The organism is Bacteroides sp. An269 (genome assembly GCF_002159755.1).
Lineage (GTDB): Bacteria > Bacteroidota > Bacteroidia > Bacteroidales > Bacteroidaceae > Phocaeicola > Phocaeicola intestinalis.
In genome coordinates this window covers 1-12,051 of record NZ_NFJG01000126.1, presented here as the reverse complement: position 1 = coordinate 12,051, position 12,051 = coordinate 1, and the positions used below count along the sequence as shown (strand labels likewise).

Annotated in this window: 8 protein-coding genes; 6 read left to right on the top strand and 2 right to left on the bottom strand. The window is 52.0% G+C overall.

What is annotated here, in order from left to right:
• Positions 1-249 precede the first annotated feature (249 nt).
• The 3 genes from B5F71_RS16735 (at position 250) to B5F71_RS16725 (ending at position 4,192) form a co-directional block, all read left to right on the top strand.
• A complete protein-coding gene (locus tag B5F71_RS16735) occupies positions 250-2,595 on the top strand; it encodes a DUF4922 domain-containing protein (protein WP_087212572.1) in 2,346 nt (781 codons plus the stop codon).
• A 64-nt stretch (positions 2,596-2,659) separates the two neighbouring features.
• Entirely contained in the window at positions 2,660-3,970 is a 1,311-nt protein-coding gene (locus B5F71_RS16730) for a SpoIID/LytB domain-containing protein (protein WP_087212568.1), read from the top strand.
• Positions 3,971-3,997: 27 nt separating this feature from the next.
• On the top strand, positions 3,998-4,192 hold the full coding sequence (locus B5F71_RS16725) for an Arm DNA-binding domain-containing protein (RefSeq protein WP_087212566.1): 195 nt from the start codon (positions 3,998-4,000) through the stop codon (positions 4,190-4,192).
• Between the two features lie 132 nt (positions 4,193-4,324).
• Here B5F71_RS16725 and B5F71_RS16720 read toward each other — a convergent pair whose 3' ends face one another.
• On the bottom strand, positions 4,325-7,831 hold the full coding sequence (locus tag B5F71_RS16720) for a DEAD/DEAH box helicase (RefSeq protein WP_087212563.1): 3,507 nt from the start codon (positions 7,829-7,831) through the stop codon (positions 4,325-4,327).
• 126 nt (positions 7,832-7,957) lie between these two features.
• Positions 7,958-8,785 carry a helix-turn-helix domain-containing protein gene (locus B5F71_RS16715; protein WP_087212560.1) on the bottom strand — a complete coding sequence of 276 codons (828 nt, stop codon included), beginning with the start codon at positions 8,783-8,785 and terminating at the stop codon, positions 7,958-7,960.
• Positions 8,786-9,153: 368 nt separating this feature from the next.
• On the opposite strand from B5F71_RS16715, the gene B5F71_RS16710 reads away from it, so the two are divergent.
• The 3 genes from B5F71_RS16710 to B5F71_RS16700 are packed head-to-tail and all read left to right on the top strand — an operon-like array spanning position 9,154 to position 11,911.
• Positions 9,154-10,002, top strand: coding sequence for an aldo/keto reductase (locus B5F71_RS16710; protein WP_087212557.1), 849 nt, complete (start codon positions 9,154-9,156; stop codon positions 10,000-10,002).
• Positions 10,003-10,013: 11 nt separating this feature from the next.
• Complete coding sequence (locus B5F71_RS16705; RefSeq protein ID WP_087212554.1) at positions 10,014-11,030, top strand: aldo/keto reductase; 1,017 nt, start codon at positions 10,014-10,016, stop codon at positions 11,028-11,030.
• A 38-nt stretch (positions 11,031-11,068) separates the two neighbouring features.
• Positions 11,069-11,911, top strand: a complete 843-nt coding sequence (locus B5F71_RS16700; RefSeq protein WP_087212552.1) for an aldo/keto reductase — start codon at positions 11,069-11,071, stop codon at positions 11,909-11,911.
• Positions 11,912-12,051 lie beyond the last annotated feature (140 nt).

Sequence of the window (12,051 nt, the reverse complement as noted above, 5' to 3'; positions counted from 1 at the left end):
ACTTTGTTAATTGTCATTTGTCATTTGTCATTGTCACGATAATACAAGCATAGAAATAACATTTTCACATCTTATATAATTCTCATTTTCAGCAATATAGATAGAAAAAACGATAATCAGTTAACAGATTTTTACGCCCACCTGTTCCAAATCCATTGCCGTATGGAAAAAATTTCTTACCTTTGCAGAGGAGAGAGGGAGGAACATAATTATACCATGCGGACATTCATCTAAGACAAACCACTGATTATGACAAACAAAGACATAACTTGCTTCGTCGCCTGTTGCGGAGGGGCAACACCTGGTGATATCATTGAAGGGCTTCCAGACGCAAAGATACAGACAATCTCCCTGCAAGACAATACCGATACCTGCCGGCTTATAGCTGCCCAAAGCCATACCCCCTATACTCTAATATGCCGCACCAGGCATCACATCCGGCTAGGGTACAGAGCTTTGGAGCGTATGGAAGATTACTTGTCTGCTCCTGAGTGCGGCATGGTATATGCCGACCGTTACGAAGAGACCAAAGAAGGAATATACCCACATCCGGTCATCGATTACCAGCCGGGAAGTGTACGGGATGACTTCGACTTCGGCTCGCTTGTGATGTACCGCACCGAAGCCTTCAGACAAGCTACAGCCGAAATCAGTGTAGAGCCTGCGTATACCCATTCGGCAAGCTACGCCCTCCGGCTGGCATTGTCGCGCAGGTACTCCCTGACTCATATCAGCGAATATCTTTATACAGAAACCGAAACAGATACACGTCATTCGGGCGAAAAACAATTCGATTACGTCGACCCGCGTAACCGGGACATACAATTGGAACGGGAAGCCGTCTTTACCCGATACCTGAAAAAGACAGGAGCATACCTGCCTCCGCCGAAGCGGAATATCGATTTGCAGAAAGGCTCGTTTCCCTGTGAAGCATCGGTCATCATCCCCGTGCGCAACCGCGTGCGGACCATCGACGATGCCATCCGTTCCGCATTGGCACAAGAAACGACATTCGATTACAACCTGATAATCGTAGACAATCATTCTACCGACGGAACAACCGAAGTCATCCGCCAGTATGCCGGAGAAAAGAAAGTAGTCCACATCATCCCCGAACGCACCGACTTGGGTATCGGTGGATGCTGGGACTTGGCCATACGCGATGCACGATGCGGACGGTTTGCCGTCCAACTGGACAGCGACGACCTGTATAGTACGCCCGGCACCTTACAGGCTATTATCGACAAATTCCATGCAGGACAATGCGCTATGGTCATCGGTTCCTACCGCATGACCGACTTTAAACTGCAGGGCTTGCCGCCCGGCGTAATAGACCACCGCGAGTGGACCGATGCCAACGGGCACAACAACGCCCTCCGTATCAACGGGTTGGGAGCACCGCGTGCCTTCTACACCCCCTTGCTGCGCCAGATAGGCATACCCAACGTAAGCTATGGAGAAGACTATGCACTGGGACTGGCATTCTCGCGCCAATACCCTATCGGGCGTATCTACGACGTGCTTTACCTGTGCCGCCGCTGGGATGGAAACTCGGATGCCAACCTGAGCATCGAGAAAGTAAACCGCAACAATGCTTATAAAGACAGCCTGCGCACACTGGAGCTTTCCTGCCGCCGTGCCCTTATGACTCCAGAAAAAGAAACACCCGGCGAACATTTCCTGAAGCACCAGCTGGCCCACTGGGCACTGGCCCGCACAAATCATGAAGCACTCTGCCACATCCAGACCCGCCGCCTGTGCATCGGGGAAAATACGGTATTTGTCCAGTTCAATCCCGCCCGCGCGGTCTCGACCTGTGCCCGGCTGGATAAGACAAGCATTGCGGCACGCCCGTGCTTTCTTTGCGACACACACAAGCCCGTCGAGCAAGACTGCATCCCCATCATACTGGATGAGACTTTCCAGCTTCGCATCAATCCTTATCCCATCCTGCCTGCCCACCTCACTGTTTCCAGCGAACGGCACCAGCCCCAAACCCTTGCGGGAAAAACCGGACGCCAGCTGCCAGGCAAACTGACCGACTGGCTGGAGAAACACTTCGCATCGGGGTATGCTTTGTTCTACAACGGAGCCAAATGCGGCGCATCAGCTCCCGACCATTTCCATTTTCAGGCAGCACGTATGCAAGACATACCGCTCATCATGCAGTGGGACCGGCTGATGGAAACCGCCACCCTTACAGGACAAGCCACTTTACCAGGCGGGGGAACATGTCAGGAATACCGCATCAACGGATACCTCTGCCCCATCGAGGCATTCGTGTCCGACTCTGCCCCTGTATCAGATGCAGATTTGATAGATGCTTATCTGCACACGTTGCCATCGCACCCGGACGAAGACGAACCACGTTACAACCTGTTTGCATGGAATGACCCGAAAAGAGGGTTCACCGTAGCGTATCTCCCACGTGATAAGCACCGTCCGTCCTGCTATACGGCATATGGGGGTGAGCAACGCCTTGTAAGCCCCGGCGCCCTTGACATGGCGGGACTGATAGTAACCCCCCGGAAAGAAGACTTCGAAAGTCTGACCGCGGAAGAGATAAAAGAGATATACGATGAAGTAAGTTTATGACTCAGTAACCAAAAGACAAGAACGAAGTAACAAAAGTGACGAGTCAACTAAAAAAAGCACAACAATGAAAGAACCCGAAATAAGCGTGGGCATCCTCAATGCCCCCCAAATACATTTCAACCTCAACAGACGTTACCTTGCCAAAGGTGAAAGCGTAGACGGAGAACAAACCGTATGCTTCGACGAAGGAGGCATCTTGTGGAACGGTAACGTGTACCGCGAGCTGACCTTTACCCCACTGGAAGACGATGCGTCATTCTCCCTGTACGACGTAACCATCGGCATCAATTTTCATTGGGAACGACAGGAAACCCAGCGTTTTACCGGCATGCTGAAACTGGTGGTGGATGAAGGAGGCATAACCGCCATCAATATCCTCCCAGCCGAAGAGTATCTCATCAGCGTCATCTCTTCGGAAATGAACACCACCTCTTCGACCGAATTTCTTAAAGCACACGCCGTCATCTCCCGAAGCTGGCTATTGGCACAAATAGAAAAGCGGAAAGCACTGAGCAAAAAAGACAACGGATTCTTTCCATTCATCAAAACCGAAACCGAATACATCCGCTGGTACGACCGCGAAGACCATACCATCTTCGACGTATGCGCCGACGACCATTGCCAGCGCTATCAGGGCATCACCAAAGCATCCAGCCGGAGGGTGGAAGAAGCGGTGAAAGCCACACGCGGACAAGTATTAATGTATAAAAACGCCATCTGCGATGCCCGCTTCTCGAAATGTTGCGGAGGAGCGACCGAAGAGTTCGGCACCTGCTGGGAAAACAGGCAATACCCCTACCTGCATGCCGTGCGTGATGCAGCCGGAGAAACGTCCTTACCCGACCTGACCTGTGAAGAAGAAGCTGAAAAATGGATACGCTCTGAACCGGATAGTTTTTGCCATACACACGACAAGAACATCATCCGGCAGATACTGAACAATTACGACCAGGAAACCACCGACTTCTACCGCTGGAAAGTGCGTTACACCCAAGCCGAACTGGCTGAACTGATTCACTCGAAAACCAAGTACGATTACGGGAAAATCCTCGACCTCATCCCCATAGAACGCGGCAAGTCGGGACGTATCTGCAAACTGAAAATCGTAGGTTCGGAAAAGACGCTGATTATTGGTAAAGAACTGGAAATACGTCGCACGCTCTCGCCTACCCACCTGTTCAGTTCTGCTTTCGTAGTAGACAAAGGAGAAACCACCGACGGGGTACCCGCCTGGTTCCAACTGACCGGTGCAGGATGGGGACACGGTGTAGGCTTGTGCCAGATAGGGGCAGCCGTGATGGGCGAACAGGGTTTCAGCTACAACGATATCCTGCTACATTATTACAGGAATGCGGAGATAAGAAAACTGTATTAAATAAGACAAACAATCCTATTTCCGAATTTGGTTCTATTTTGGCTTTATTTTCACTTTATATGTTACTTTGAATTGGAAAGCGGGAACAAGTCCATCTATCTTGATATTTACCACGAGAGAAAGATACACTATGAATTTTTGAAACTCTATCTCGTGCGGGAGAACTCTGTGGAAACCAAGGCACCAGATGAACCTATGCCCCCGCACAGCCATCCGCATTAAGAACATGCTGGAGCAGCTTCCGCTATTGAAATAAGGATTGGTATCTGTTGTTGTGATACACAAAAGAGCCGCGGTATGTAAGTGTACATCCTTACATGCTGCGGCTCTTGCCAACTCCGTTTATTATCACACTTACCCGAAGATGTCCCGCAATTCCTTGTTGCTCAGTTTGCCTATCCAGCTTTCGCCGCTTGCCACGGTCATATCCGCCAAGTGTTTCTTCTGCTGGATCATGTCGTTGATGCGTTCCTCAAAAGTGTCTTTGGTGATGAAACGGTGCACCATGACGTTCCGTTGCTGCCCGATGCGGTAGGCGCGGTCGGTAGCTTGGGCTTCCACAGCCGGATTCCACCACAGGTCATAGTGGATGACATGCGAGGCAGCGGTGAGGTTCAGCCCCGTCCCGGCTGCCTTAAGCGAGAGGATGAAGATCTTGTCGCTCCGGAGGTTTTGGAAACGCTCCACCATTTCCTGACGTTGCTTTACACTGCATCCGCCGTGATAGAACAAGGGACGTTGTCCCAACCGCTCTTCGATGAAGTGCACCAGCAAGTCGCCCATTTCGCGGAACTGGGTGAACACAAGCACTTTTTCGCCATTCGCCACAATGCCTTCCAAGCGGTCCAACAGCATCTCCGCCTTGCCGGACAATTCAATGCGGGCATCGCCGTTCTTGAGGAACTGCGCCGGGTGGTTGCAGATTTGCTTCAAGGCAAGAATCATTTGCAGGATAAGTCCCTGACGCTTGAAAAGGGATTCGTGGTCGGTGGTATCAATCCCTTCGATTTCCGCCATGGCTGCTTCGAGCGTGCGGTGGTAGAGAGCGGCCTGCTCCGAAGTGAGTGCGGCATAATCGTCCAGTTCTATCTTGTCCGGCAGGTCGGAGATGATGCTCTTGTCAGTCTTCATCCGGCGCATCATGAAGGGAGCGGTCACCTTGCGGAAGCGGGCGGCGCAATCGCCGTCGTTGTAGAGTTGGATGGGGTTGACAAACTTCTCCCTAAAGGCTTTCGGCGTATCCAAGTAGCCTTTGTTGGCATACTCCATGATGCTCCAGAACTCGGTGAGGCGGTTCTCTACGGGTGTGCCGCTGAGGGCGATATGTGTCGTGGCGGGAATGCCGCGCACGGCCTTGCTCTGTGCGGTGTCCTGGTTCTTGATGTTTTGCGCTTCGTCAATGAACATCAGCGTCCACGGCAATTTCTTCAGCTTGGCATTGTCCGAGCGCAACACGCCGTAGGTGGTGAGCAGGATGTCGGCATCAAACTGCTTCAGGCTTCGTCCTGTCCCGTGATAGACAAAGAAGGTAAGCGACGGGGCGAAACGGCTGATTTCCGCCTGCCAGTTGGTGAGCAAGCCGGTGGGTACCACTACCAATATACGCCCCTGCTCCAATGCGCCTTCCTCTTTCAATTTCAGCATCAGGGTGATGGCTTGCAAGGTCTTTCCCAATCCCATGTCGTCCGCCAGGATAGAGCCGAAGCCGATGCGGCTGTTGCGGTACATCCACGAGAAGCCGCGTTCCTGGTAAGGGCGCAGCGTAGCGTTCAATCCGGTGGGGAGCGGGATATGCTCCTGCCGCGTCAGTTCGTCCATCAATTGGCGAACCTCATCAGTCAGATGCACCGGTGCCGATTCGTATTCTCCCGTCAGGGCAGCTTGCAGGATTTGGGCGGAAGTCAGCTTTTCGCCCTGCGCCATGGCGGCTTGCAGCTTTTGCAAGGTTTCCGCATCGGCATAGATATAGCGTTGCTTGAACTTGATAAGCCCGTCGGCCTTCTCCATCAGCTTCATAAATTCTTCCAAGGGGACAAGTTCCTTGCCCAGCGCGACTTCCCAATCGAAGGCAAAAAGGTCTGCCAGGCTGAGAAAGCCTTTGTCCGAACCGGCTTTCCGTTTGATGGAAAGTGATGCCTTGGGACGGATGAGTTGTCCCAATGATTTAGGCATGAATACCTTGATGTCGAGCATCCGTACGGCAGGGATGACTTGCAGCAGGAAAGGCACAAACGATGCAGCAGTATAATGGACAGGCTTTTTCGCACCGGCGTTGATATAGCTCCCCACTTCCTTCACCAGCCCGGAGATGAGCGTAAAACTCCTCAGGATACGCAGTCGCTCACGGTCGTATTCCAGCGAATCCAACACTTCGCATAGGGGTACGGTCTGCGGCTCCGGCTTTCGCTTGTCCTCCACGCCGATATGCAGGTCGAAGCCTCCCCGGCGACTCTCTTTCACGCTGAACACCGGGCGGTAGTCCGATGCCGTCAGGGTATAGGAAGCCGTCCACGAGCGGATGCCGCCGGGTGTCTCTTTTTCGCCCACTCCGTCGAAGGGCATGCGTTCTCCCTTGAAGAAGAACGGGAGGAGCGGCATACGGTCGCAACTGCCCGACAAGTATTTGACCAACGTCCCGAGGAAATACGATACCAGCCACTCCGCCGGATGCTCCACGGGTTTTGCTGCGGAACGTGCCGTAGGTTTCACCTTGACGAGCGAAGCCGGAACGAGTCCTTCGAGTGCCTCCACCAGTTCTTTGGCTTGTGCATCGATGTAGGCGGGCATCCAACGCACCAGGTATTTCTTGTCCGACAATTGGAGCAACTGTGGAGCCACCGCTCCCTTGTCCAACAAGTGCAGCGCACAGAAAAGAGTTTGGTATAGGACAATGACCGTCGGATGATAATCGGGCAGGAAATCGGGATGGATATGCAGCAAGGCATGAGGCAACGTGCGCTCGTTGTAGGCAACCTTTCCTTCTATCGTCCAATCATACCGGTAATCAAAGCAAAGGCTTATCGCATCGTCCACACCGATGCTTTCCGGCAGTTTGGAAAATGCGATAGGAAACATTTCTTCCCTCCCCAGCTTTCCGGTGAAGAAACGCTGCACGTTCTTTCTCACACGGCGCAATTCCGCCACATATCCTTCCTTGAAATTGCCTTGGGGTGCAAAAGGCGGCTTGTCGGGCAGAAGCATCAGCAGGGCATCAGACCGGTCAGCCAGCTTGGAAAAGTCGATGCGGCGGAATGCCGGGACTTCCGTTCCTGCATCTTTAGCAGGCAGGGTCGTCACGAGGTCTTTCAAGGCGGGCACTTCCACCTCCTGCCGCACGTTGTCCACTTCAATGCCCCGTTTCTTCAATTCTTTCAGAAGGTCGAACCCGTGCATTTGGAACACGATGAAAGGATTGTTGTCAATCTCCCGGCTGAACATATAGACCACGGCTGCCAGATGTTTGCAAGGCACCGCCCAATCGGGACAACTGCAATCCATCTCCAAGTCATCCCACCGTTCGGGGAATATCTTCAAGCCGCAGGAGCGGGCGATGTCCAGCACCTCCGGGTCCAATTCCCGGTTGAGTAAGCCTGAAATAATTCCCGGTCGGGCAACCAGCCTGTCCATCAGCTTGTCCACCTGCCTGGCGGAAAACTTCGGGACGATGATTTTAACGCGGTAAGGCCGCGGACGGCTGCCTTGCACCTTGGCGCTGATGACGTTATCTTGCAACTGTATTTCTCGGACGGAACCATTGCGGGCATACCGTGCGCCGCGGGGGATGCGGTTCTCATAATCAATGTGGGTCAGCGAGCGCAACCATTCGTTGCCCCACCATGTATTGCCAAACTGTTGTGCCATATATGAATCGTGGTATAATTTTTTTCGTGGTATAATTTTTTTGTTGCAAAGATAACTTTTTCGTAGGACAAATTATAGAAAATACGAACTTAAGACTTGATAAACCCGGCTATATCCCATCCATGTTTACCGTGGCATCAATGATTCCCGGTAAGCCTTCGGCGACATGCCCAGATGTTTGGTCACGTACCGGCTGAAATAAGAGAGCGTCGTGAAGTTCATTTCCTCTGCAATCTGTACGATGGAAAGGTCGGGATTGTTGAGATATTCCTTTATCATCGGGACGGTGTAGCGGTCGATGTAATAAGTGACGCTCTTGCCCGTCTGCCGCTTTACGGTATTGGATAGGTACTTGACGGTCACGTTCAGTTGTTCGGCATAATAAGCGACTTCCCTGTATTTCTTGCTGCGTCCGCTTTCCAGCAACGCCATCAGTTCCTTCACGACATACATGCTCCTGTCCGTGGCAAATATCGGAGTACGGTTCTTGGCGTGGAAATAAAACAGGTCATAAATAAGCGGAAGGGCCAGCCCGCCTATCAGCTCGCGGTAAAACAGATGGCCGGTATCGGCGATGCGGTCGCGGATATGGTGTATGTCGCGCACCAACGTCTCCGCATCCTCTTCCGATAAGGGGATGACAGGGTTGTCGTACAGACTGATACTGCCTCCTATACCATAATTATTCGCCGGAAGCTGGTTGGAGAGGAAATCATGCGGGGCTGCCAAGACTTCCACTTTCAAATCTTCGCTCTGACCGACTATATGCACTTGCTGGGGCGCATTGATGACCACAGCGTCATGCTTCTTCACATGAAACGGACGGCCGTCGTAAGTAAAGAAGCCTTCTCCCTGCAGGCACACCATGTGCACGCACCAACCCCGCAGCTTGACCGACCCTATCAGTTGGAACAGGGTGGAATATACGATTTTCAGTTCTTTATCCTTTGCCATGCCGCAAAATTAGGGCATTATCCGGAGAGCGCCAAACGATTTGTGCTTTTGGTGAAACATTAGATACCTTTTGTGAAACATGGAGAGCGTAAAAGCGGCGTAACTTTGCACCGTAATCAGAAACGAAAAGGACAATGGCATCTAAACCCACCTCGGACATGAGGGTCTCTCAGTGCCGGACTTAGGTTTCTAAACATTTGCCGCCGTTATCTCCGACAACACTAATCCGGCAGGAGAAGCACTATCGGAGGCTCCGACAACGCCAATCCGTCAGGAGAAGTGCTATCGGAGACAAAAACAAGAATAATTTGAAAAACGAATAACAGGAAAGCATCAAAATAATAATAACCCCATAAAAACAACGAGTTATGCAAACAGTAACATTAAACAACGGAGTAAAGATGCCGGCAATAGGGTTCGGCGTTTTCCAAGTTCCGGTCGAAGACACGGAACGCATCGTGAGCGAAGCATTGGAAACTGGTTATCGGATGATAGATACGGCAGCTTCCTATTTCAATGAAGAGCAGGTGGGCAATGCCATTCGTCGGAGTGGATTGAAACAGGAGGATATTTTCGTGACCACCAAGCTGTGGGTGCAGGATTACGAGTATGATGATGCCCTGCGTGCTTTCGACCGTTCGATGAAGCTGTTGGGGCTGGACTATCTCGACCTATACCTGCTGCACAAGCCCTACGGGAACTACTATGCCGCATGGCGTGCCGCCGAACGCTTGTACAAAGAGGGACGCATCCGTGCCATTGGCGTGACGAGCTTCAGCAACGAGCGTCTACAAGACCTTTTCCTGCACAACGAGGTAAAGCCTGCCGTCAATCAGTTGGAAACGCATCCTTTCTTCCAACAAAAGGAAGCCAACGCTTTCTTGCAGCGGGAAGGCATCCAGCATGAGGCATGGGCGCCGTTCGCCGAAGGGCAGAACGACATCTTCCATAATCCTTTACTGAAGGCGATTGCTGAACACCACGGCAAGACCGTGGGGCAAGTCATCTTGCGTTGGCTAAATCAGCGGAACGTGGTCATTATCCCTAAGACAGTGCGCAAGGAGCGCATGGTGGAGAACTTCAACATCTTCGACTTCACGCTGACGGACGAGGAAATGCAAAGTATCGCCACGCTGGACACAGGCAAAAGTCCTATCTATGACGACATGGACTTGCAGACAACCAAGTTTATCGGAACATTGAAAATACACAATTAAAACAACAGAACATGAAGAAAAGAATGATTGGCAATCTCGAAGTATCCGAGATTGGTATGGGCTGCATGGGATTTTCCCACGGCTACGGACAAGTGCCCGAAGAGGCATACAGTATTGAGGCTATCCGCAAGGCATACGAGGCAGGCTGCACCTTCTTCGACACGGCGGAGGTGTATGGTGACGTGGTTTTCTTTCCCGGACACAACGAATTGTTGGTGGGCAAGGCTGTCGCCCCGTTCCGCAAGGACATCGTGCTTGCCACCAAGATGTTCCTCCACGAATCGGAGATTGCGGACGGCACAAGTATCTACGATGCCACGTGCAAGCATTTGGAGCAATCGATGAAGAACTTGCAGACGGACTACATCGACCTCTACTACCTGCATCGCGTCAATGAACACGTTTCGTTTGAGGAAATAGCTGCTGCAATGGGGCGGCTCATCAAAGAGGGCGTTATCCGAGCTTGGGGTATGTCGCAGGTGGATGTGAATATATTGGCAAAGGCACATGCCGTGACTCCCGTTGCCGCCGTGCAGAACCTCTATTCCATGCTGGAACGCGACTGCGAGAAGGAGATATTCCCGTACTGTCTGGAGCACAACATCGGCGTAGTGCCTTTCTCCCCGATAGCCAGCGGCTTCCTTTCCGGCAAGATTAAGGCGGATACGCAGTTCGAGGCGGTGGACGATGTACGCAAATTCGTGCCTCAGTTGAGCCGCGAGAACATCATCGCCAACCAGCCCGTGCTTGATATCCTTGCCGAATACTCGGCGAAGAAGCACGCCACCAACGCGCAGATTTCCCTTGCATGGATGCTCCACAAATATCCCAACGTGGTGCCCATCCCCGGCTCGAAGAATCAGGAACGTATCTTGGAAAACCTCGGTGCTGCCGATGTGGAACTGACCGATGAGGAGTTCCGTGCGCTGGAAGCTGCCCTTGATGCCTGCACCATCCACGGGCATCGCGGACATGTGGAAACAGAACAGGCTAACTTTGGTAACAACTGGAAGAGAGCAAACAAATAAGATATTAAATCGCAATAACCCCATAAAAACAACGAGTTATGCAAACAGTCAAATTATCAAACGGCATAGAAATGCCGATTTTAGGTTATGGTGTATATCAGGTAACTCCTGAAGAGTGTGAACGCTGCGTGTCGGATGCCTTGAGCGTGGGCTACCGGATGATAGACACGGCGCAGGCTTACTACAACGAGGAGGGCGTGGGCCGTGCGGTGAAGAAGAGCGGCATCCCGCGCGAGGAACTGTTCCTTGTGACAAAGGTGTGGATATCCAACGCCGGGTATGAGAAGGCAAAGGCTTCCATCGACGAATCCCTCCGCAAGTTGCAGACCGACTACATCGACCTGTTGCTCATCCATCAGCCTTTCAACGACTACTACGGCACCTACCGCGCCATGGAAGAAGCGTACAAGGCAGGCAAGCTCCGTGCCATCGGCGTATCGAACTTCTACCCCGACCGTTTCATCGACTTGGCAGAGTTCTGCGACATCAAGCCGATGGTGAACCAGGTGGAAACGCATGTGTTCAACCAGCAACGCCAGCCGCAGGAAATCATGAAAGAGTACGGCACGCAAATCATGTCGTGGGGGCCGTTCGCCGAAGGACGTAACGACTTCTTCACTAACCCCGTGCTGAAAGCCATTGGCGAAAAATACGGTAAGTCTGTGGCACAGACCGCCCTGCGCTTCCTCATCCAGCGCGATGTGGTAGTCATTCCGAAGTCCACACACAAGGAACGCATGGAGCAGAACCTCGATGTATTCGACTTCTCCCTCTCTGCTGAGGATATGGAGGCTATTGGCAAATTAGACAAGGGCGAAAGCCTGTTCTTCTCGCACTATGCCCCCGAGACGGTAAAGTGGCTGACGAGCTTCGGAAAGTAAAGCATGGATACGTAAAAAGAAATAGGGACTTAGAAGCTGTTTTGAATTTCTCCAAAAAGTTTTTCTTGGCTTGATGTGTTCGTTTTCGTGTGTGCTTTGGGCGATTTTTTGGTCCTTTCCGCTTCTGTTCTTCGTCAGAT

What these genes read in the sequence shown, in the direction of transcription:
- B5F71_RS16710 (WP_087212557.1), top strand. Translation starts at nt 9,154, where the DNA reads ATGCAAACAGTAACATTAAACAACGGAGTAAAGATGCCGGCAATAGGG.
- B5F71_RS16735 (WP_087212572.1), top strand. Translation starts at nt 250, where the DNA reads ATGACAAACAAAGACATAACTTGCTTCGTCGCCTGTTGCGGAGGGGCA.
- B5F71_RS16715 (WP_087212560.1), bottom strand. Translation starts at nt 8,785, where the DNA reads ATGGCAAAGGATAAAGAACTGAAAATCGTATATTCCACCCTGTTCCAA.
- B5F71_RS16720 (WP_087212563.1), bottom strand. Translation starts at nt 7,831, where the DNA reads ATGGCACAACAGTTTGGCAATACATGGTGGGGCAACGAATGGTTGCGC.
- B5F71_RS16705 (WP_087212554.1), top strand. Translation starts at nt 10,014, where the DNA reads ATGAAGAAAAGAATGATTGGCAATCTCGAAGTATCCGAGATTGGTATG.
- B5F71_RS16730 (WP_087212568.1), top strand. Translation starts at nt 2,660, where the DNA reads ATGAAAGAACCCGAAATAAGCGTGGGCATCCTCAATGCCCCCCAAATA.
- B5F71_RS16700 (WP_087212552.1), top strand. Translation starts at nt 11,069, where the DNA reads ATGCAAACAGTCAAATTATCAAACGGCATAGAAATGCCGATTTTAGGT.